The sequence below is a fragment of the Bremerella cremea genome (assembly GCF_003335505.1).
Lineage (GTDB): Bacteria > Planctomycetota > Planctomycetia > Pirellulales > Pirellulaceae > Bremerella > Bremerella cremea_A.
In genome coordinates, this window is the sequence record NZ_QPEX01000033.1 from 14,137 (window position 1) to 37,122 (window position 22,986).

The 22,986-nt window shown below is 53.2% G+C and carries 15 protein-coding genes; 7 read left to right on the forward strand and 8 right to left on the reverse strand.

Features of this window, described 5'->3' with window-relative positions; all coding sequences use genetic code 11:
* Window position 1 precedes the first annotated feature (1 nt).
* The 3 genes from kdsB (at window position 2) to DTL42_RS16260 (ending at window position 3,515) form a co-directional block, all read left to right on the forward strand.
* Window positions 2-775 (forward strand): 3-deoxy-manno-octulosonate cytidylyltransferase, encoded by a 774-nt coding sequence (kdsB, locus tag DTL42_RS16250; RefSeq protein WP_114369812.1) that lies wholly within the window; start codon window positions 2-4, stop codon window positions 773-775.
* Between the two features lie 187 nt (window positions 776-962).
* Window positions 963-2,627 carry a CTP synthase gene (locus DTL42_RS16255; RefSeq protein WP_114369814.1) on the forward strand — a complete coding sequence of 555 codons (1,665 nt, stop codon included), beginning with the start codon at window positions 963-965 and terminating at the stop codon, window positions 2,625-2,627.
* A gap of 489 nt (window positions 2,628-3,116) precedes the next feature.
* Window positions 3,117-3,515: a DUF1844 domain-containing protein gene (locus tag DTL42_RS16260; RefSeq protein WP_114369816.1), complete on the forward strand. Its 399-nt coding sequence runs from the start codon at window positions 3,117-3,119 to the stop codon at window positions 3,513-3,515.
* Between the two features lie 256 nt (window positions 3,516-3,771).
* On the opposite strand, the gene DTL42_RS16265 is transcribed toward DTL42_RS16260, so the two are convergent.
* A complete protein-coding gene (locus tag DTL42_RS16265; RefSeq protein ID WP_114369818.1) occupies window positions 3,772-4,254 on the reverse strand; it encodes a division/cell wall cluster transcriptional repressor MraZ in 483 nt (160 codons plus the stop codon).
* Between the two features lie 337 nt (window positions 4,255-4,591).
* On the opposite strand from DTL42_RS16265, the gene DTL42_RS16270 reads away from it, so the two are divergent.
* The gene (locus tag DTL42_RS16270) at window positions 4,592-5,863 is read left to right on the forward strand and encodes a beta-ketoacyl-[acyl-carrier-protein] synthase family protein (protein ID WP_114369820.1); all 1,272 of its coding nucleotides are present in this window, start codon (window positions 4,592-4,594) and stop codon (window positions 5,861-5,863) included.
* 98 nt (window positions 5,864-5,961) lie between these two features.
* Here DTL42_RS16270 and mdoH read toward each other — a convergent pair whose 3' ends face one another.
* From mdoH to DTL42_RS16300, 5 genes are all read right to left on the reverse strand, one after another.
* The gene (mdoH, locus tag DTL42_RS16275; protein ID WP_114369821.1) at window positions 5,962-8,598 is read right to left on the reverse strand and encodes a glucans biosynthesis glucosyltransferase MdoH; all 2,637 of its coding nucleotides are present in this window, start codon (window positions 8,596-8,598) and stop codon (window positions 5,962-5,964) included.
* Window positions 8,586-10,139 (reverse strand): glucan biosynthesis protein, encoded by a 1,554-nt coding sequence (locus DTL42_RS16280; RefSeq protein ID WP_158545422.1) that lies wholly within the window; start codon window positions 10,137-10,139, stop codon window positions 8,586-8,588. The genes mdoH and DTL42_RS16280 overlap by 13 nt, the downstream gene beginning before the upstream one ends.
* An 894-nt stretch (window positions 10,140-11,033) precedes the next feature.
* On the reverse strand, window positions 11,034-11,555 hold the full coding sequence (locus DTL42_RS16290) for an adenine phosphoribosyltransferase (protein ID WP_114369827.1): 522 nt from the start codon (window positions 11,553-11,555) through the stop codon (window positions 11,034-11,036).
* A 216-nt stretch (window positions 11,556-11,771) separates the two neighbouring features.
* Window positions 11,772-12,956, reverse strand: coding sequence for a lipid-binding SYLF domain-containing protein (locus DTL42_RS16295; protein WP_158545423.1), 1,185 nt, complete (start codon window positions 12,954-12,956; stop codon window positions 11,772-11,774).
* 178 nt (window positions 12,957-13,134) lie between these two features.
* Complete coding sequence (locus tag DTL42_RS16300) at window positions 13,135-14,358, reverse strand: amidohydrolase family protein (protein ID WP_114369831.1); 1,224 nt, start codon at window positions 14,356-14,358, stop codon at window positions 13,135-13,137.
* Between the two features lie 161 nt (window positions 14,359-14,519).
* Between DTL42_RS16300 and DTL42_RS16305 the strand changes: the two genes are divergently transcribed.
* Together DTL42_RS16305 and DTL42_RS16310 are read left to right on the forward strand one after the other, a co-directional pair.
* Window positions 14,520-16,721 (forward strand): protein kinase domain-containing protein, encoded by a 2,202-nt coding sequence (locus tag DTL42_RS16305; protein WP_114369833.1) that lies wholly within the window; start codon window positions 14,520-14,522, stop codon window positions 16,719-16,721.
* Window positions 16,722-16,730: 9 nt separating this feature from the next.
* Window positions 16,731-18,473 carry an adenylate/guanylate cyclase domain-containing protein gene (locus DTL42_RS16310; protein ID WP_114369835.1) on the forward strand — a complete coding sequence of 581 codons (1,743 nt, stop codon included), beginning with the start codon at window positions 16,731-16,733 and terminating at the stop codon, window positions 18,471-18,473.
* Here DTL42_RS16310 and DTL42_RS16315 read toward each other — a convergent pair.
* Together DTL42_RS16315 and DTL42_RS16320 are read right to left on the reverse strand one after the other, a co-directional pair.
* A complete protein-coding gene (locus DTL42_RS16315) occupies window positions 18,451-19,884 on the reverse strand; it encodes a bifunctional folylpolyglutamate synthase/dihydrofolate synthase (RefSeq protein WP_114369837.1) in 1,434 nt (477 codons plus the stop codon). The genes DTL42_RS16310 and DTL42_RS16315 overlap by 23 nt on opposite strands.
* Window positions 19,885-20,402: 518 nt before the next feature.
* Window positions 20,403-21,422 (reverse strand): DUF1559 domain-containing protein, encoded by a 1,020-nt coding sequence (locus DTL42_RS16320; protein ID WP_114369840.1) that lies wholly within the window; start codon window positions 21,420-21,422, stop codon window positions 20,403-20,405.
* Window positions 21,423-22,002: 580 nt separating this feature from the next.
* Between DTL42_RS16320 and DTL42_RS16325 the strand changes: the two genes are divergently transcribed.
* The gene (locus DTL42_RS16325; RefSeq protein WP_114369842.1) at window positions 22,003-22,929 is read left to right on the forward strand and encodes an ABC transporter ATP-binding protein; all 927 of its coding nucleotides are present in this window, start codon (window positions 22,003-22,005) and stop codon (window positions 22,927-22,929) included.
* Window positions 22,930-22,986: the final 57 nt, after the last annotated feature.

The following is a 22,986-nucleotide window of genomic DNA, read 5'->3' on the forward strand; positions in this document are numbered from 1 at the left end:
CATGAAGCCTGAACTCGCCCTTTCGCTTTCCAGCCTTGTTGTCATCCCGGCTCGGCTGCACTCGTCCCGCTTGCCTGAAAAGCTGCTGCTGGCCGAAACAGGCAAGCCGTTAATTCAGCATACGTACGAAGCAGCTTGCCTCGCCCGCGGGACAGACGGTGTGGTCGTAGCGACCGACCACGATACGATCTGCCAGGCAGTGCAAGGGTTCGGCGGTGAAGCGGTCATGACCAGCGAAACATGTGCTAGCGGTACCGATCGCGTGGCTGAAGTGGCTCGTTCTCGCCCGGATGTCGATATCTTCATCAATGTCCAAGGGGACGAACCAGAGATCTCGGCAGAAGCAATCGAAACCGTTCGTCGCTTGCTCGAGCTAAATCCAGAAGTCTCGATGGCCACCCTCGGCACACCGATTCGCAGCCTGGAAAAGCTGCAAGATCCTGCCTGCGTAAAAGTCGTTTGTGCTGAAAACGGGCGGGCTCTCTATTTCAGCCGTAGTCCTATCCCCCACGTTCGGGATGGTTTCGACGAGATGCTCTCGGCAGAGCCAGCGGTCTTTTACCAACATTTGGGCATCTACGCCTATCGCCGCGATTTTTTGTTGAAACTAGCCACCGCCCCTCCCTCTCCTTTGGAACAGCTCGAAAAGTTAGAGCAACTTCGTGTTTTGGAGATGGGAGAGCCAATTTTGGTGGGCAAAATTGCGGAACCCAGCATCGGAATTGACACGCCAAGCGACTATGCGGCGTTTGTCAGAAAGATGAGCAATTGCTAGGATAGTGTTTTCACGCTAGCGGCCCTGCTTTGGTTTTCCTTAGGGTCTGATTAATCCCCGTTGGCCGGGCATTAACAGGCACTTAATGGCCAGGATGTTAACATCCTCTGCCGAACCAAAATAGCCGTCGTGGCATGTCTCTCTTTCTGCTTGGATGCACGCAAGGTCGAAGGGCCCCCGCAACTTCATGGCAAAACACATTTTCGTCACCGGCGGCGTTGTCAGTTCACTAGGTAAAGGGTTGACCAGCGCATCGGTCGGGATGCTGCTCGAACAGCGTGGCCTCAAGGTCAAGATGCAGAAGCTCGACCCCTATATTAACGTCGACCCTGGCACCATGAGCCCCTACCAGCATGGCGAAGTCTACGTGCTGGACGACGGTAGCGAAACCGACCTCGACCTAGGGCATTACGAGCGATTCACCAACAGCCCGCTGACCCGCGATTCCAACTACACGACCGGGCAGATTTATCTGTCGGTGATCAACAAAGAACGTCGCGGCGAGTTCCTGGGCAAGACGGTTCAGGTCATTCCGCACATCACCGACGAAATCAAGTCGGTCATTCGCAAACTGGGCGATGACGATACCGATGTCATTATCACCGAAATTGGGGGAACGGTCGGCGATATCGAAAGCCAACCGTTCTTAGAAGCGATTCGTCAATTCCCGCAGACCGTCGGGCGTGAGAACTGCCTGTTCATTCACTTGACGCTCGTTCCTTACCTGAAAGCTGCCGGCGAACTGAAAACCAAGCCAACCCAACACTCGGTCGGCCAACTGCGAGAAATTGGTATTCAGCCAGACATTCTAATTTGCCGCACCGAACGAAACTTGAGCCGCGACGACCGCGAAAAGATCGCGTTGTTCTGTAACGTGCCGATCGAAGCCGTGATCGAAGAGAAAGACAAAGACTTCTCGATCTACGAAGTCCCTATCAGCTTGCATGACAATCAGCTCGATGACCTGATTGCCACCAAACTGGGCTTGCCGCAAGTTTCGTCGGTCGACCTGACCCCGTGGCAAGAGATCCTACAGACACTCCGTTACCCAGACCACGAAATCAGCATCGCGGTTGTCGGCAAATACGCGGAACACAAAGACGCCTACAAATCGATTTACGAAGCAATCGATCACGCCGGCATTCATCATAAGTCCCAAATCCGAATCGGGCGCATTCAAAGCGAAGCCCTTGAAACGGAAGGGGCCGAACGGATGCTGGCTGGCTTCGATGGCATCCTAGTCCCAGGCGGCTTCGGCGAACGGGGCATCGAAGGGAAGATCGATGCCATCCGCTATGCTCGCCAACGGGGTATCCCATTCATGGGAATTTGCCTCGGGATGCAGTGTGCTGCCATTGAGTTCGCCCGCAATGTGGTGAATCTGGAAGGTGCCCACTCGACCGAATTCGACAAACATACACCGCATCCGATTATCGGCTTGCTCGACGAGCAGAAGAACATCACCGATAAGGGGGGCACAATGCGTCTTGGCACGCAACCTTGCTCGCTTAAGGAAGGCTCCAAATCGCTCGAGGCATACGGCCAAGAAGAAATTTCAGAGCGCCATCGTCATCGCTACGAATTTAATAACGTCTACCGAGACCAGTTCCGTAGCCACGGGATGAGCTTTGCCGGCCTGAAGCCAGATAACTCGTTGGTCGAGATTCTGGAAATCGACGAGCACCCTTGGTTTGTTGCTGTTCAATTCCATCCGGAATTCAAGAGCAAGCCAATCAAGGCGCATCCGCTCTTCGCCGGCTTTGTCGGTGCGGCCATCGCTCGCCGCCGTCGTGATGCCAAGAAGGAAGCTCCTTCTTCCAAGACTGCCTCGGAACAAGCCGCCGACGCCTAACAAGAGTATTGATCCCCCTCTCTTCCCAATCTTGCTGCGGGAAGAGAGGCGTTCAGCACCTATTTCCCACTTCTTCTGATCTGGCAACCGCGATCTTCCGCACCTCTCTTTGCTTGCCGGACGCCCCCCTTGAGATACCGTAGCAACTGAAACGAGCGATTCTCCGCCGGTTTTCATACGATCGTACAATCAAGCACACTTCGTCGTTTGCTTATCTTCTTAGGCCAAAGCAAGACAAAGCGGCGGCAAACAAACCTCCCAAGCAAGCATCTAGGGACAGCCAGAAAAACTCGTGGCAAGAGTTTCGTGCCTATCGAGCCAAGTCAATCACCGTATTCCCATGACTCACTCACGTGCATATACGACTATTGAGCATGAAACCTGATTCCTAGTAAAACGTAGATTGGAATGCCCTCAATCGGTAACAGCGATTGAGGCAGAACCTTCCCTCACCCTTTCCCATATTCCTCCGACAAGTAGACAAAACCGATGAGCGAAGACCCTGAGAAGAAGATCGTCGTTGATGGCGATTGGAAAGAACAAGTCCGTCAGGAAAAAGAAAAGCAGGCTATCGAGGAACAGCCCGAGGCTCCGATCGAGTCGCCCGCTGAGGCTACGCCACCCCCATCCCCAGGCAAACTCCCCAAGGCCGATTTTGGCTTTCTGATTTCCATGATGGCTACCCAGGCGTTTGCTGCCATGGGGCAAATCCCTGAACCAGGCACAGGCCAGGTAACGAAACAGCCTGAGGTTGCCAAACACATGATCGACTTACTGGCCATGCTCGAAGAGAAGACCCAAGGCAATCTCGACGCCAACGAAAAAGCAGGATTACAGAACGTCCTCTACCAACTGCGTATGGCCTTTGTTGCCAGCCAGCAAGGGTAAACACGGCAAGCTCTACGGCGAAGCGCTGCCTTAACCATGTGCTTTACGTGGAGCGCATAAAAAAAAGCCCCGCGGTTGAGTGGACTATTCTCAACCGCGGGGCCGTCGCTTACTGGGGAATTATAAAAGTAGGCATCCTTGCCCAAAGGCCATCCCTGGTATCTTGTGATTGACCTGGTCGTTACGGAACAAAACAGGGTTAACGACGTTCGATCAATTCCCTAGCAAGCAAAGTGACTTCATCTATTGTTTTGGTTTAGCCACTGAGTTGATCCAAAAGCGATCGGAACTCGGGCATCTTCTCTTCCAGATTTTGTAGCCAGGCTTCGGGCTTCCAAATTTCGACACAGACAGCCGCTCCGATAATCAAAACTTCGCCGCCGGCATCTACGCCTAAGAACTCCCGAAATCCTTCAGGTATCAGTAATCTCCCTTTTCCAGCTAACGCAACATTGCGTTGTCGCGTGGAAAGCAGTCGCCCCAGCAACTGAACGTCGGCAATGCGGTTCTCTAGCTTGCCCGCAGCGATCTTGGCGTGAACCAAATTCACCCCCGCATCGAGCTTGCCCTGCCACTGCGGTCCGTTCCATAAGCTCAAGCAACCAGGTCGCTCCTTGACGAGAATCAGGTCGTCCTCCTTGGGTGCAAGAAGGTCGGTTATTTGCGTGGGAATCGACAGCCGAAACCGGTCGTCCAGCGTGCGGCTGAATTCGCCCAGAATGAACTCGTCGGACCCCATAGGTTTTCGTTTTCATTCAGGAAAACCGCCAAACGCCGTTTTGGGTTAGTTTCCCACTAAATCGCCAATTAAAATCCACTCATGGGTTAATTTCCCACGTCCAAGAGTTTACCCGGCAGCACATTTTTGGCAACCATTCTTGAGGGAAATTTGGTAATTCTTTCCAGATATGCGGAATTCCCCGAGAGTTGCTTCTAAGAACTCTCAGAAACTGAACTGGAAACGTTTCTTGGTATTGGGTAACTTTCCCACACGATGGCCTCGAAAGCCCGATCGATAGGGAGATCGCTCGGCGGGGCAACAGGCATTTAGCGGTTGGAATACGCAAAACGTGACCATGGAAGACGCGAAAGACCCGGTCGTGATCACCGGAATCGGCTTGATCACGTCCGTCGGACAGGATCGGGAATCGACCTGGGCGTCGATTCAGCGCGGAACGTGCGGAATTCGCCGTATGACGGGCATCTCGCCGATAGAAGACAATCTCGTTCTCGGCGCACCGGTCGACCTGCCCCCCGGCTACGAACCTCGTTTGAAGATTCTTACTCTCAACGAAATCGCCGCCGGCGAGGCATTAAAAGACGCCCAAATCGACATGGGCAATATCGACCGAACTCGTTTCGGCTGTGCCGTGAGTGCCGGTATGGGAGACGCCCGTGCGATCTTCGATGTGATCGATGTTCCTGGCGGTACCTGGCCGGTAGCTGGTGGAATTCCTCACGAACAATTTTTCCCCTGCACACCTTCCTACCATGTCGCCCACAAATTTCAGTTGGAAGGTCCGCGGCTTTCCCATTCCACAGCCTGTGCGAGTGGCTTAGTCGAACTTGGCTGTGCGGTCCGTGCGATTCGCGATGGCCAGTGCGATATCGCCTTGGCGGGGAGTGCCGAAGCAATCGATCCATTATTCGTCGCAGGCTTCCGCAAGATGCGTGTCCTCTCCGACGATGCCGACCCGGTACGAGCTTGCCGTCCCTTCGACAAAACCCGCAACGGGTTCGTTATTGGCGAAGGTGCCGCCATGTTCGTGGTCGAACGGCTCAGCCATGCGTTAGCTCGGGGAGCTAAGATCTATGCCGAGGTGCTTGGCTGCCGCATGTTGGCCGAAGCACACCATGTCACCGGCATCGATATGAACAGCGATGCCCTGGAACGTCTACTCCGCATTACGCTGAAATCGAGCAATCTGGGGCCACGTGATATTGATTACGTAAACTGTCACGGCACCGGCACACAGCAAAACGATGTCAACGAGGCTCGCGGTATCCGAGCAGCGTTCGGGCCGTTCGCTAGCCGTTTGTGTGCCAGCAGTATCAAATCTATGATCGGCCACCTACTGAATGCCTCTGGCAGCGTAGAACTGGCCATGACCGCCCTCGCTCTGCGAGACGGATTCGTGCCACCTACCTCGAATCTCCGCAGCCTCGACCCAGATGTCGATATCGACTGCGTTCCCTTGGTTGGTCGACAACTGCGTATTCAACATGCGTTAAAGTTGTCGGTTGCCTTTGGTGGCCATCTGGTAGCAGTCGCCCTGCGGCGTTGGAACGATTCGCAAAGTGGTTTCGCCTACCCAGAGCTGCCCGAAGAAACTCGCCGTGTTGCTTAACCCGACACCGTGCCGCGTTCTACAAATTTGCCGCGTCAAGAAACGAAACATGCCCACACGTTGGTGGGCATGTTCTAGGTTTTAGTGGCTTTCTAGGCTTACGATCGATAGGCCAATGGCGATTTTGGTTTCCGCTGAGATCGCAGTTGAATGTGCAACTGCTCCATCGCGTAGCGGTTATTCTGCACCTGGAAGCGAATCTTAGGCGGAAGCGCGTGCAGCCCATCTCGCTTAACAACTGCTTGAATCGCCATCAATTGATCACGAAAGATCGGAATCTCGCGTTCACTCGTTCGTAAAATCCCCAAGTGCAACACCAAATAGGCGGGATCTAGTAGCACCATTTCAAACAGATCCCCCTTGGGACCAGCTTGCTTTTCGCGACTAGACTTCGCCAGAGCAGCGCGTTGCACTTTAAGTACTTCCGGAGCTTCGACTTCCTCGTTGATGAGAAGCAAGCCTTGTCCTTTCATCTTCTTGCCGATCTCCAAGCTCCCCAGCAGCATCGATAGCGGTACCGAGAAGACCAAACCAACCAAGACCGGTGAAAGCCAGAGCAAGAAAGTAGGGGCGGTGAAGCACAGGATCGCCGTCGCGGTGACACCAACTAGGGTATGAGCCCAGTGCATCATGAACGCATCCGTCAGCGAAACGCCAACGTCATCGCGTTGCTGGGCGTTCCACTTCACCTTCTTTCCACGTAACGTCGCCAACACAAATTGGCTGTGCAACAGCATCATGATCGGAGCAATCAAGATCGCAACGCCTGTTTCTAGCAAAACACCCAGCCAAGCCCGCTGGCGAATCTGAGGTGAATCTTGCGGCAGGGGTCGAAGCATTAACGCGAACAAGCCGTAAGCTTTCGGAATGAGCAGCATCCCCATCGTCGCCGCGAACAGCCCGCCAGCAAGCCAAGGATTGATCCCAGCAGCCGCAGCGTCGCCCCCAAGATAAGCAGCCACCAGCGACAGGGTGAGGAAGACCAACCACAGCGGTGAAGCCAGGTAGCTCATCACGCCCATGCTCAAATGAAGCCGGCTAGTTGGGTGAAAACCATCGGCGAGCAGCAAGCCCATGTGCTGCATGTTCCCTTGGCACCAGCGTTGGTCACGTTGGGCATAATCGAGCATCGTGGTCGGGCACTCTTCATAGCTCCCTTGAAGATCGTGAGCCAGACAAATTTTCCAACCGGCTCGTCGCATCAAAGCGGCTTCTACGAAGTCGTGACTTAAAATCTCGCCACCTAATGGTCCATTGCCCGGCAAAACCGGTAGGTCACAATGTTCCATGAACGGCTTGATGCGAATAATCGCATTATGCCCCCAGTAATTCCCGTCGCATTCCGACCACAAGGCGAAGCCCTCTAGGAAAACACGACCGTAAACCTGAGCAGCAAATTGCTGGGTCCGGGCGAAGAACGACTGACGATTGACTGGGGTCGGTGGGACCTGCAAGATTCCGATCTGCGGATCGTTTTCCATGCGGCGGACCATCTCGACCAGCGTTTCGCCCGACATCACACTATCGGCGTCGAGTACCGTCATGTAAGGATAGTGGTCGCCCCAGCGTTGGCAGAAGTCGGCGATGTTGCCTGCCTTGCGGCTAGTATTCTTCGCGCGGTGGCGATAGTAAACGCGGCAATGCTCCGGCAAATCGATCACCAACTTGGCCCAGGCCCGTTCTTCTTCGAGCCAGACATCGGGGTTGGTGGTGTCCGAGAGAACAAATAGGTCAAACTTATCTGCGGCGCCGATCGACTTCAGCGATAAAGCAACCGCCTTCAGATTCGCCATTACGCTGGCAGTATCTTCGTTGTAGATCGGCATTAAGATCGCGCTACGCGGCAAACCGGTCAGGTATTCAGGATCGTCAACCGGGATCACCTTCTTCTGCTTCTTCGACATTAAGATCGAAGCCAGCCCCATCGTGGCCGTCCAGAAACTAAACGCAATCCAGAAGAACAGCAGCACAAACATGCCCACCAGCGGATACTGAAAGATCCCTGTTGCCGACACCGTCTCCCAATAAACAGCCGCCGCCGTTGCCGTTGTCAGCAAGGTAAGGAACGCCAACAACCCCCGGGTTACGTTGAAGCAACTTCGAAAGGAACAAGGCTGCTCGCCCCCTTCGCTTGCGATATTGTCTGATTTCTTGTGGCTTGCTTGGCACAATCCCAATACTTCGGCAAGCTGCTTGCCCCAACGAGGCAACAGCGGAAGCTTCTGTTTCGTCATTCCCTTAGGAACCGGTGGCGGCACGACGGGCTTCCGTTTGGTTTGAGCCGAGGCCACAAACCGTTCCGGCAATGACTCGTCGACCAAACCTTGCGGGTGCAGGCTCAAAAGCTCTGGCAAGTGCGCACCGATTACCCCAGGCGGATTGGGCGTGCCCTCGGCTCCATGCTCGACTTCAATGGCATGAACCCACTTGGCTAACTTTTTAACGGTTAGCCGGATGGCCATCTTACGGAGCCGCTTTCCATTGGTCTTGGGATCTTCCGCAATCGCGGCGAGCGACTCGTTGACAATTCGCTTACTTTCGGAAGCGATAAAATCAGGATCGGTTAAACCAAGGTCACGTAAGTAATCGGCGACGACGCTCTTTGCTCCGCGAACATCAGCATCTGAAAGTTCACGATGCAAAGGGGGAGTCGGTAATACCGGGCCCATCTGGTTGGCGTCGAAGGAGTGACCGTATAGGGCTCCGACGTCAGTGGTTGAGCTTAAATGGGACATAGATATCTCCACGATTCAGAGCAGAGCTCGTCCTCTACCTTGAGGACAACCTCAATCTCCATGGCGTAAGGTCCGTCCGGGATCAACTTGCACGAGACTTCCACCGTGTTAAGCGCAGTTCGCCGGACGACGATCTCTTTCGCGCTGCCTCGTTGTACCTCGATAAGAGGTAGCAACTCGCGTTCCACTGGAAGTCTGGATAGGTTGTCGCCCTGAAAAACGACGGTGAGATGGAGGGAGGATTTATCCGAGCGATCAACTCGAAAGTCAGTCACCTTCGCCAGCGAATGCTGCTTGGGTGCCTGGTGGAGGAAGGCAATTTCATATTCCAACTCAATAGGTTGGTCGGTCGTAACAGGTCGATCGGCAACCCAGTAGGCGCCAATGTTATCAGTCCCTTCATGATCGGAAGGAAGTTCTAAAAGCTGTACTGTTCCGTTCACCCATGGTTTGCTCGGCGTAATCCAAACACTCGGCCGGAGATCGTACTTGGCTTCATCGTCTTGATACCGAGCCGGGTCTCGCTCGGACTGCATAAGCCCAAAGCCGTATAGCTGCCGCGCCTGGTAATTGCTGAGCGAAGGAAAATCGAGACGATTCAGCGAACGCCGAATCCACTCGTTCTCGCCCGTTTGAATCAACAAACTATCGGCATCATGAACCCGGGGACGGGGATCGTTGGCTGGACCTTCTTTGCCCAGCCCCCACATCCACATGCTTGTCAGCGGAGCAACGCCCACCTTCTCAGGAACTTTACGGAAATGAAGTTCCGCCTTAACGTCGATCGTCATCGTTTCGTTAGGATGAATTACAAACGCATAAGCCCCCGTCACACTGGGGCTATCTAGCAAAGCCCAAACCTTGAACTGCTTGGCATCTGGTTGGGGGCGTTCTACCCAAAATTCTCGAAAGACGGGAAACTCTTCTGGCTTCGCCAAACCAATATCAACCGCCAAACCTCGGGCACTCGTCCCATAGAACTGATCAGGGGAAATTGCACGAAAGTAACTAGCACCTAAAAACGAAGCAATCTCTAGCGGGTGCTCTGACTTGGGAAATTTGCCGATGATTTTCAGGCCGGCATATCCCAAATCTTTAGGAGGAGTCAGCCCGGCCAGTTCGCCACGATATTGAAAGCGAGAAGGATCGAAATCTAACCGTTCAGCCTCATTCACGGATGAACTTCCCGGCGGCAAAAGAAACACCTGAACTTCATCGCGATAAATATACCCGCGATGAAAAAGCTCCATCCAAAAGGGCAATGCCTCTGGCTTCCAGATCGATTTTTCGTGCTCGAAAGCGATCAGACGGTAGGTGTCATAGTTTAAGTCTTTGAGTTCGCCCGGTAATTCAGGGGATGACTGATACGGCTTGGCGGCAACATCAGCGGCTTTTTCCTGGATGGCATGAAAAATCGGATCCTCCGCCTGGGGCGTTTTATCTTGCGCGTGGGCGCAGTAGACATTCGCCGTTCCCGCCAGGAACATCACCATGCAGCCAGTAAACCAGCGTCGACCAAGTGGTTTCCTTCTGAAATCCATTACTTTCTTCAACTGAAAGAAATCAGCGAACATAAAAAAAGGCCTATGAAATTATTGGGATAGCTGTCACGAATGCGCGCAGCCCAAGTTATTTTAGCACTGCGTGTGCCAATATTTGATTTCCTTTTCGCTTACAGGTCACGCCTGCACAGTCCGCCTGAACAACAATCGGAACCAAGCCACTAATGCCAGGACAATGGCCTGTCGCCCCCAAACACTCCATTGAGCAAAGATTGCTCACATGGCCTACCTGGTTCCTAGACGATCTCTCTGACGCTTAAATAACCGATACTTTGTGCAGAATTTGCACAACCTGTTGCCCACATCTACAAAGCAACACCTGTTGATATAACAGCCACAGATCGACTGCTCTTGATGCCTAGAGAAACTCTTTAAGACAGAATCGTACTTCGTGCTGGCGACTTACGATAGTGATCACGAGGATTGAAGGGTTGTGTTTCCTTGCCCTCAATTCATCCGACGTCTCAACCCCACAAGATGGATGTCACGAGCCATCTCAGATGAGCACTGAAGAAGAAAAAGCCTGCTTCGGACCTGCGTCGTCCCATCGAAATTCTGCTTTCGTTTTGAGAAGATGAAAGCGATTTTGCTATGCCTAATCAGATAAGCCGTGGCACGAGCCGAGAACCAACGCAGCTGGCGAACGTTTCCGAAGCGGCGACACAATGTACCGCCGCAAAGAGATATGACGACGCAAGGAATCTAAGGCATTTGCTTTTTCCAGCCGTCGAGGATTTCGTCGCAGCGATCAGATTGAGCTTCCCATCGCAGGAGAAGTTTACCCATGCGATTAGCAATATCTAGTTGATGAGAATGCAATTTAATATAGTGCTTTCTATCTTCATCAAACTGTCGCTGAGCCTAATTCACTTTTCAGTATTCGATCAAGCTGAAAGACTCGAATGGAGCGATCCGCTGTTCACCCTCGAGCGCCTTGAGATTGATTAAGAAGCAGCAGCCAACCACGGTGGCCCCGATCTTTTCGACCAAATTACAACAGGCTTTCATCGTACCGCCGGTGGCCAGCAGATCGTCGACCATCAGCACGTTTTGCCCTGGCTGAACGCCATCGATGTGGATTTCGAGGGTGTCGCTCCCATATTCTAGCTCATAGTGGAACGAATGCGTATCGAAAGGCAGCTTGCCAGGCTTGCGCACCGGCACGAAACCGCAATTAAGCCGCAAAGCCAACGGGGCGGCGAAGATAAAGCCACGGGCTTCTGCCGCGACAATCGCATCGATCTTCTTCCCCTCGTAGTGGGCGGCCATCTGATCGATTGCTTCGTTGAACACGTGCGGATTGGCCAACAGGGGCGTGATATCGCGGAACAAGATTCCCGGTTTGGGGAAGTCTGGGACATCGCGAATGTACGACTTGAGATCAATTTCCGACATGCTCGTTTTCTCCGACCGACAAAAAAACACCTGAAACTTGGTTCGCTCCAGGTGCTGAATATACGGGGATTTTCGAGCAGCGGAAAGAATAGGGGGGATATTCCCTGATATGCGGAGTACTTGGCTAAGGTCTCTCTCAGAAATCAGGCTCTACAAACGACCAAGAGAGCATCTAGGGATGCTCTCTTGGATGAATCAGGCTTCTGGCAATCACTTCTAACGTGGAAGGATCACGGAAGGGGCAACCCCTTGAGGGGCGATTTCCTGCGGTCCGACTGGTTGCGGGGCTACAACTTGAGGTCCCACATTACTTGGCGGAGGAGGGAGTCGAATTTCGCCGTTTTCAGCCGCCATGGCAGCCAAGGCATCGGTATAGGTAATTAACAAACCATGCACGTGCTGAAAATCAGGTCGTTGCGTTAGCTGTGCGTAGTTGGCATTTCCGGCAACTTGATCGTAGCGAGCAATACATGCTTTCAAAGTCTGAGGATTAGGGTGGGGTCCTTGCTCGTAAACTTCCTTGGGCAAGGCCAGATATCCTTTCCACTGGTTATCAAGCACACTTCCTAACCGATTGGATGCTGCAGCCAACTCCATTCGGAGTTGATCGATGCCAATCGCGTTTTGTGCTGGCGTCATCGCCGGGTTGAGTTCGACGACTTCCTGTGGAACTTCGTAGGTGGTGTTCTCTGCTTGAACAGGGACGTTGTCGGCATACTTGGCGATTGTTTGCAACAACTGGACGGCCGATGCCGGAAGCACTGGCGTATTGATCGCAGGCTGGCCGTTAGGCGTGAGGCCGGTACTCGCGTAATAGTTTCGATTGGCGAGAGTGTCGATTTGCAACGAACTGCCATCGACCGCTGCCCCCACAAACAAGCCCCGGCTGCGGCTGTAAGAGAAAATTTCGCTTTGCAAGCTCAAATCGGTTCCAGCGGAAGCCTGACGCCCGACAGGCCCAGCGGCTGCAGAAGCATCGACCCCAATGGTGAACTTGCCAGTAAGAAGCCCTTGAATGCTTTTCTTGGTTTGAAACACCAAGACAACATCGGTCGCTTGAATACCAGCTTGCCAGCCAACGCTTCCTCCGGTCATCGTGACAAATTGAGGAGGCTGCCAACCACGGTTTTCATTTCGCACCAACACCACACCACGGCCGTGTCGGACACCGATGACGAATCCCCCTTTGATCATATTGGGAATGATCACAACCCCTTCAGCCCGAGCCAAAAGCGCATGAGGAATTCCTTTGGCCGGAATGGCCATAATTTCGTTGAGCACTTCCGTCGATTGCTGTACGACCATGTCTTCGCGGCTCACTTGAGCGAAGACCGAATGAGCACTTAAGAGCGCTAGGATAATCGCCGCGAGAGCAACCGATGATTGGGATGTCGTCTTCATGAATTTCCTCCGTGAACATGGGGCCGCCGCTAGCACTGCTGGCAGAGATGCGACAGCCATGGTTTGCCTAATGTATCCCAACCGAGGAGAACCACAAACCTCGATTTCTTCTCGATCCGCTTGAACAATGTGCCCTTCGTTCCTACGGGTCCCGAGATCTATTCGTTCAGCTACGTGCCTACGGGGCAGCTTGGTTGGTCAGAATCTTCTTCAACTTCTCTTCAACCCCGGGGATAACCTTCGCCGCGTTGCCGTGATAGATCTTTTTCAGCACGTCGTCAGGCAACTTGATGCCATAGACGTACCACAACCCTTGCGGAGGCGGGACTTTTTCGGAGTAAGGGAAGTATTCGTCGAAGGTCTCGAAGAATCGCCAATAGTAATGCAATCTCTGCTCCGGCCAGGGGCCGTCGGTACCGAATAGGATTCGATCTTGATACTTCAAGAAAAACTCGCGCGCAGTATAAGGTTGCCGCCCCAATTCCGAGATACGAGAAGCAGGCTCGATGTATAAATTCGGGTACTTCTCTAACCACTCTGCCACTTGCCCCAAATCTTCCGAGTTGTTGGCAAAGTGCGCTCCGATGAAGGTCGTTTCTGGATGACGCTCGATCACCCGGTTACGCGCGGCCAGCAATTCCTCACGCGAGGGGAACTGATCGCCATAGAAACTCCAATCGGGGTGCCGCGAAAGTTCTTCCCAGCGTTCGTTCGTCTTGTCGATCGGTTCAAAGAACGCGGCTGGATCGGCCGTATGAATGATGACCGGCAATCCCAGCTCTCCACAGGCTTTCCAAATCGGGTCCCAACGTGGGTCATCGATCTTCAGTAGCGAACCGTCTGCGTCTTTATAGCCCAGGCCAAATTGTTTGAATAGTTTCAGCCCACTGGCCCCCTTCTTTTTCGCTTCGGCCAGTTCCAAAGTCATGCGCCGGGCAAAGTCTGGTCGCTGACAGGCCCATGTTTCTGGTTTCTCAGGGTCGCCGTCTCCTTGCCAATCGATATTCGCATAAATCAGAAATCGATCCGGGTACTTCGTCCACAGGTATTTCGCATGCTCGTCGAAGTCGGCCCCTAATTTTCCATCGAGGCTGACGCAAATCGCGATATTGTTGCGATCCATCACTTCGACAAAGTCGTCTAGCTGTTCAGGCGAATGCCTGAGGCGATAACGAAAGTGCGTATGATCGTCGACCACCGGAAATTTGGCGTGAGTCAAATTGGTCTCACGAACCTTTAACGTCGCTTTGGGTCGAAACTCTCCGATAGCCAATGGGCGGCCATTTTCGCCATCCAAAGGTTCTGCGGGGGATTCAGCCTGAGCCCAAACCAAACCAGACAAGCCGCTCAACCAAAGTAGGGTAAGTACCGGCGTAAGTGTTTTATGTAAAAAATGGGGCATGAAATCTTCCTTAAAATATCAACTTACGCTCCCCACGATGGGTAAACTTCGATGGGGACCGGTGTCTTCTTTAGCTGCTAGTACCGCGTGTCATGATTGGTCCACTCGGCAAATGACCGTAAAATGTTGCAATCACTTCTTCCCTCCCTTTCCACGATGCCATGAGCCTGGACGAAACGCAAAAACAAACGCCAGGGCAGCTTAGTGCCGCCAAGCACCTAAGCCGGCCCAAGGGGAATCCTCCCTGCGAAATCCCAGGCTACGATCTCGACTCGTTACTCGGACGTGGCGCCTATGGCGAGGTTTGGGTCGCGACGGCCCAAAACACAGGGCGCCGTGTCGCCATCAAAATCTACCATCATCGCGGGGCATTGGACGAAAGCTTCGTCGCCGCCGAGGTCGAGAAACTGGTCTTTCTTTCCGCAGATCGCTATGTCGTTCAATTGCTGGAAGTGGGATGGAACGCGGAACCTCCTTATTATGTCATGGAGTACCTGCCCAACGGATCGCTCGAAGACCGCCTCCGTCGTGGTGGTGCGATGCAGGTGGACGACGCAATCGAGATCTTTCGAGATGTCGTGATTGGCCTGCTTCACGCCCATGGGAAGGGAATTTTCCACTGTGACTTGAAGCCTGCTAACATTCTACTCGACCAGGACGGGAAGGCTCGTATTGCCGACTTTGGCCAGTCGCGGCTTTCCCACGACCAACGCCCTGCCCTGGGAACGCTGTTCTTCATGGCTCCGGAACAAGCAGACGTAGAAGCGACTCCTGATGTCCGCTGGGACGTCTATGCCCTGGGGGCTCTGCTTTATACGATGCTCGTGGGTGAGCCTCCGTTTCGCTCTTCTTCGAGTGTCGGAGAAATTGATTCTTCCAATGGCCTGCGCGATCGTTTGCAAAAATACCGCGAACTGATCACGGCTTCACCTCCTCCAGATGCCCATAAAAAGATTCGTGGAGTCGATCGCGAGCTGATTCAGATTGTCGACCGGGCGATTTCCGCCGATCCTCGCCACCGCTACCACAACGTTCAAGAGGTGCTTGACGCCCTGAACGAACGGGACCGCATGAGGTATCGTCGCCCCCTCATTCTACTGGGAGTATTAGGGCCAGCCATCCTGCTCATGATTGGGCTTTTCTTTGCTTGGACCAACTACGAGTTTGCGATGAAAGCCTCGGAGAAAGCAATGGTCTCCAAAGCACACGAGAGCAATCAATTCGCAGCGGAGTTGGCTGCTACGAATGTTTCTCATGCGATCAATGCCCGCTTTGAAGATGTGGAACGCCTAGCCAAGGACAAAGAATTTCAGCAACTCTTTCTCAGTACAATTCACGACCCCGAACTGGAACCGCTTCTGGAAAAGCTGCACGCCGTACGCGCAACCGGTAAGAATCAATCTCCAGACCGAGTTCAATTCCAGCAACATCCAGCTCGCCAAGCTCTGCAGCAGCGGATCATGGATCAGTTCAACCTTCCTTCGCAAGCCAACACTTCCAGTTGGTTTGTCATTGATTCGCATGGTATTCAGCTTGCCTCTTCCTACGATGCCAATCTGGCCATGACGCCGATTGGTGGCTATTTCGGTTACCGCACCTATTTTCATGGCGGAAGCGAAGACCTTTCGCCAACCGCCCCGACACCACCTCCGATCGAATCAACTCATCTTTCTGCGGTGTTTCGCAGTACGGCTTCTGGAACTTGGAAGGTCGCGATGTCGACTCCTATTCGGCACGAAGGAAAGATCATCGGGGTCGTTGCGATGTCGGTGGATGTCGGCAAGTTCACCGGCCTGGAACCTGCCGAGCACCAGTTCGCAATTTTGGTTGATGGCCGTGACGCCCCCACGCATGGCGTGATCCTGCAGCATCCGCTTTTCGATAAATTGCTTGAAAACCACGAAATGGTACCGCTGCGATTTTCAGAAGATCCTCAATTCCGCGTACAACTTTCACAATTCGAAACCGGGACCCCAGTGGTCGGTAAAGACCCGATTGGCAGAGACGAACTCGGTGCTGCCTACGATCGAGATTGGATTTTTGCGGCACAAGGAGTCTCGATGCCAACCCGCCCTGGTCCCGCTGCCCCGCAGCAAGACTCGACCGGCTTAGTGGTCGTCGTACAAGAGGAACATGCCTTCGCGGTGAAGCCGATTTTCGAGCTTGGTTCACAACTTTCACGGCAAGGTATCTTGGCCGCAATATTGATTATTGTGGTTGTCTTGACGTTATGGTACTTCGTGGTGCGAGCGTTACGCCGTGTTCCTGTGGGGGCTCATGCCACAGGGGATACCAGCAGCATCATTCCTCCCCACGAGCAAACGACGATCGCTCTGCCGGTGCGGAACACTACCCCCAAATAAGAAGGCCCAATGGCTGAACTTTTTGCCCGCGATACTCTTTCTTCTCAGCGTTGGCGCCGCCGCTTGGTGCCGAACCAGCCGTTTATTATTGGCCGAACCACCCTCGCCTTCCCGGTGGCCTGGGACAAACAGGTTTCCTCCAAACATGCTCAACTGACCTGGAATGGCGCCCAGTTAGAAGTTCGCCAATTTCAGGAAGCGGTAAATCCCATCTTCTTCAATTCGCAACCAGAGTCGACGTTTTGGCTCAAACCGGGACAACACTTCGTAATTGGGCACACTGAATTCTTACTGGAGAACACCGAGCCAAGTTTTCCCCTCCCCCATCGCAGCCCCAAAACAGAAGTCACCATTCACCCTAACGAGATCCGCAAGGCTGCGTTTCGCAAGACACCGGGTCGAATCGAATTACTGACCGAGATGGTCTCGAAGATGACTTCGTGCAACGACCATGAACAACTGGTGACAATCACGCTGCAACAACTGCTGGAAGGGATCACGCATAGCAACGATGTCGTCTTGCTGGAACAGCGTACTCGTAAAGATAAAACTCGCTTTGTTCCGATCGCTTGGGATAGCCGAGACGGGCTTTCCACCCCAGGTGGTTCCAGCCAAAGCCTGATCGAACATGCCACCCAGTCCGAAATGTGCGTACTGCATGTGTGGTCGAACGACCCGATGCCAAGCGGAAGCGACTACACCCAGGTTGCCGGGCATGACTGGGCGATGTGCATTCCTCTCAAGTTTCAATTGAACAAATCTGGCGCGCTCTACCTATCTGGCCGCCGCGCCCAATTAAAAGGAAACCTGACCGAGGTTGAACTTCTGCAAGACGATATCAAGTTTGCGGAACTCGTGGGCTCGACGTTTGCCAACCTTTCTCGCAATTTAGCCCTGGAACGCCGCCAATCGCAGTTAAATCAGTTCTTCACCCCTGGCCTGCTCGAAGGCATTTCCTCTGACTTGGAAAGCTATCTGTCGCCACGGGAAGCGGACCTTGTGATTCTCTTTTGCGATCTACGTGGTTTCTCGGCAGCCACAGAAGAACACTTCGACCGGCTGATACCTTATCTCCAGCAAACGAGCGAAACGCTCTCGACAATCACCTCGGCCATCTTGGCGGAACAAGGGGTGATAGGCGACTTTCACGGCGATGCTGTCATGGGATTCTGGGGTTGGCCCAAAGATACTTTGCAGCAGCCACTCGGCGCGCTCAACGCCGCGCAGAAAATTATCCGCACCCTCGCAGGCACCGATTTCCTCTGCTGTGAAAAGCCCCCGCAAGCCGGTATCGGCATCGCGGCTGGCCGCGCGGTAGCAGGCATGATTGGCAGCCGCGACCAAGTCAAAGTCACCGCGTTCGGGCCACCAGTGAATTTGGCAGCAAGGATCGAAGGCTTGACCAAACCACTCGGCGTTCCCCTTCTGCTGGACGAGGCCGCCAAGCAGTTTCTGCAGAACGATCCTTCCATCCCAGCCGACCACTTCGTCCGGCTTGGCAACTTTCGTCTGGCAGGTCTCAAAAACCCTACGCAAATCTACACGGTTCAGCCAGACAAGCTGGCTTGGTTGTCCGAATACATGCAAGCACTCGCATGCTTCGAGGCTGGGCAATGGGCACAAGCGATCGAACTGCTTCAACAAGTGCCCGTCTCGTTTGGTCCGCGAACATTGCTGCTGAACCAAATAGCCGAGCACCATGGTCAGAGCCCAGCAGGGTGGGATGGCGTTATCGAGCGGCGGACGAAATAGAGGAAGCCTGGCCCGCTTGTTGTTCTCTCCAAAAGCGCTTGAATTCCGCCGCAATAAAGAACGAACCAGTAACAACTAGCACGTCGTTAGAACCGCTTGATTCAATCGCCTCGTGAAAGGCAACCTTTGCGTCGTCTGCCGTGTGCAACTTCGGCAACTTCTCAAGCTCAAGCTTTTCAGCCAAAGAAAGTAAGTATGCCGGATCGGTCGCGCGGGGGCTGAAACTATACTTAGTCAGCCAAACCTCGTCGAACACACCTAGCAAATGTTGCAACACTGCCGCGTGGTCTTTGTCACCGCTAGACGCAAAAACAAGTTGCCGCCGACGGCCAGGAAAATGCTCTTCCAGAACGCTCACCAGCGCCGCCGCTGACGCATCGTTGTGAGCCGCGTCGACAATGATTGTTGGGCGATCGCAGACGCACTCGATCCTCGCCGGCAAAGCCGTTGTAGCAAGTCCTTCGCGCAGTGCGTCTTCTGAAATGTCAAAGCCCATCTGCCGCAGCAATTCAATGCAAGCAATTGCCAGGCCCGCGTTCGCAACTTGATGTTGCCCTTTGATACCAATCGCATAAGCGCGTGGCTCGTTCTCTTTCCAGCAGAAATGGAACGTCTGCTGAAACAGTGCCCCCGCAGAGGATTCTTTCCAGGCACGATCCGTAGGTCGGCTCGAAAAGTCTTCGCCCAGTTGCCACAAACGCGCCTGATGACTTCGTGCCACGTCTGCAATAACCTGACGAGCTTCGATGGCCTCAACCCCACTAACCACCGGCACACCTGGTTTAATGATGCCGGCTTTCTCGCCAGCAATTTGAGCTAAGGTATCACCCAGCAGTGCCATGTGATCGCGGCTGATGCTGGTAATCACACATAACAAAGGATGGCAAACGTTCGTCGAATCAAGTCGTCCGCCCAGGCCAACTTCCAACACGGCGAAATCAACGTTTCGCTCTGCGAATAGCAGGAAGCCCATCGCCGTCGTTAACTCGAAGAAGGTCAAACGGTCTTCTGGCCCTGAGGCTTCATCCATTTGCTTGATAATCGGCACCAGTCGGTTGACCAACCACACGATATCGTCCGCCGAGCAACTCTCACCACTGAGCCAGAAACGTTCTTCCAGACGTTCCAAATGGGGTGAAGTAAATTTACCGACCTGATAGCCCGCCTTCCAAAGAACGTTGGCCAAAAATGCCGAAGTCGAACCTTTTCCCTTGGTTCCCGCGACGTGAATCACTTTCACTTTTCGCTCTGGATTGCCCAAAGCATCCATCAGGGCCTGCATCCGGTCGAGCTTGAAGCTACGCGAGCGATAGGGAATGTCGGTGGTTCGCTCGTAGTTAATACGTTGGAAAAGATAATCCAACGCCTCTTGATAACGAGTCGACTCAGTAAGACTTTGTCCGGCGTCCAACGATGTGGCTTTCCCAAGGTTTCAAGCGATATTCAATTCAGCCGTAGTTGAGTTATTTTAGCGTAAATAGCTGGGGACTGAATGTGCTGCTGCCTCTGCTTTTCACTGTGACCTTGTTCACTCGACCAATCTGGCCGTGTCATGACAAAAAAAAGACCGGTTTGCTGCGGGAAGCAAACCGGCCGAATCAGGAGACGGACGTTGTTTAACGGGTTTCATTTCGTTGGACAGACGAAATGAATATTGGAGGTTGCACGAATGTTTGAGGAACATTTGTTACGAGCTTGTCTAACAGTAAAGCACCCGGCGTGCCAATTGCAGTGAGAAGCCCTAGCCATAAACAGCAACCTGTTTGACAGTAACAACTTAGAGGCTGCACAAAATATCTCAACATCGAGATGCTAGCAGTAGTACTTGTAATGTTTGCAACTTGTACAAACGACAATTGAAGTTCCTACTGCTTTCACCAGATGGAAACGCCCGACTTCAAAAGCGCGAAAAATCGGGCGGTGGAACGCTTATAGCTTGTTGCGTTCGACAACCTCACCACCAAAGCGGGTGGCAATCGCGCGGTAGACATACAAGTCGACCGTTTCGGTCACCTTAGTCACACTCCCATCCATGAAGGTCACGTTCACCACGCCAGGGTGGAAGCTGCGCGCCGTAACCGCTGCCATACAGGGGTTATCGGCCACATCAGACTCCCCTTCGGGGTTATTCACAAAGTCTGCTGGCTGCAAACGACCATCGATATTGAAGATGGTATTCGGCGTAAAGAAGGCCGTGTACCCCGTTTGAAGTACATTCCCTGAGACCCACTGTGTGTGGCCAAAGTTCGAAGAGCCTGAGCTCACGTTGGTGCTGATAACCGAAGCCATATCGGACAGAGAAGGAATCCCCGCCGAATTGTCATAGGTCCGCGAACCGCTGCTAAACAAGGTGAACGAGTTCACTTCCGAGATGCCCATGGTGTTGCTCGTTCCATCGGTCTGGAACTCGGCAATCCGGGTATAACGATTCGCACCAAAAGCGCCATCCCCGGCGCTACTGCCGTTGTAAACACTGAACGTGCCATGGCAGAGGGCGTAATTCGAGGGGAAATAATCTGGAATGCCATCTCCCGAGGCATCGACACCCCGTAAGTTGACTTCCGAAGGACACTTGAACATATCCAACTCCAACGCAGGGAGCGGAGTGCCGGTCTTCAAGATATTTCCAGCAGGTCCATTGGACTGGTATTTGGTATACGACGTTCCCCAATCGATGGCGGCCTCGATATTGGCTTGTTCGATATAGGGGAGCAAGCGAGCAAAACCAGACCATCCACCTTGGCTATCCCAAGCAGGGGGAAACGAATCATAGGTGTCGTGATATGTAAGCGATGCAAGCCCCAACTGTTTGAGACTATTCGTGCATTGCATGCGCCGAGCGGCTTCGCGTGCCTGTTGAACGGCTGGCAATAGAAGACCAACCAACACGCCAATAATCGAAATAACGACCAACAACTCGACGAGTGTGAAGCCCTCGCGACGGTTCATACGTGCCGACCTCTACCAAAAATGGGGCGAAGCTACCGATATGCCTCCCTCTCGGGTGGGTAAATGAATGATACCCGCTTCCTAGGTCTAAGCCGAGTGATTTTGTCATAATTTTCAGGGTAATTTCCTCCGGAAGCTTGCTTTAGGCATAAGAATTTAAAGCATTTTCCTCCCCCTTTTCCTTCTGCTACCTAGATAGGTAATTGAGAGTTGCTGGCCTACTCTGAAATTGCCGACGCTAACCTGATCAAGCGAAACGGATAATTAGCAGAATCCCCCATCCAGGCGGAAAATCCGGAAAATGCTGGGGAAGTTCGCATAAACTCCATACCGCATAGGACTTTGGTTCCTTGCCACGTGGTGGCCGCGCATTTATAGTCGAACTTTTCCCTTATGCGTTCTCCCATTCACCGGGGAAGTAGAAAAAGCTGTCGTCGCTAGCCGAACCAAGCTGGCTGAGCTACGTACACAGGGAATATTCGAGCTGTGCAATGATTTTTTGGTGCAGTTCACCTATTCATTTACTTCTCCTAATTTCTTCCTTCACTTAAATCCACCACCGTGGCTTGAAACAGGTTCCATGGCATCGGTAGAAACTCAACCGCAATCGACCGCTCCTTCCAATAACGAAGTCATCATCGAAACGCGAAATCTGACCAAGATTTATCGCGATTTCTGGGGTCGCCAGAAGGTGCGAGCGCTTAAGGCGCTCGATCTTGAGGTCCGCCGAGGAGAAATCTTCGGGCTCCTGGGGCCGAATGGTTCCGGGAAGTCGACGACCATGAAGCTGTTGCTGGGGCTGTTGTTCCCCACCAGCGGCCAGGCGTTAGTCTTCGGACAAGACCCTTCCAGCATTGCCACCAAGGAACGGATTGGTTATTTGCCGGAAGAATCGTACCTCTATCGCTTCCTGGACGCACGCGAGACGCTTAACTTCTACGGGCAATTGTTCAACATGCCTGCCGATGTCCGCCATCGCCGCGTGAACGAACTGATCGAGATGGTCGGCCTGAAATGGGCTGAACGCCGTCAGTTGAAAGAATACTCGAAGGGCATGACTCGCCGCATTGGCTTGGCTCAAGCGTTGATTAACGATCCAGAATTGATCTTTCTCGACGAACCAACCACCGGCTTAGATCCCATCGGTATTCGCGAAATGAAGGACTTGATCCTTAAGCTTCGCGACGAAGGCAAAACGGTCCTGGTCACCAGCCACCAACTGGCCGACCTGCAAGACGTGGCAGACCGAATTGCGATTCTGCATCAAGGTGAACTAAAAGAACTGGGTCGCGTGGACGCCTTGCTGAAGGTGAGCGATGAAACCCAGATTCGCGCGAAAGGGGTTAGTGAACAGGCCAAAGCAGAGATCATGGCCATTCTCCAGCGGGAGCATGCCGAGAACATCTCGGTCGAGAACCCGACGACTACCCTGGAAGAACTGTTCCTCAATATCGTTCGCGAGAGCGAGGCCCGACCTGGCCGTCGAGCCGGTTCGGAACAGTCTTAATACCCACGTTGCCTTCGGCCTCTCTATTCTTTCCACGCGAATATCACGAGTAAGAAA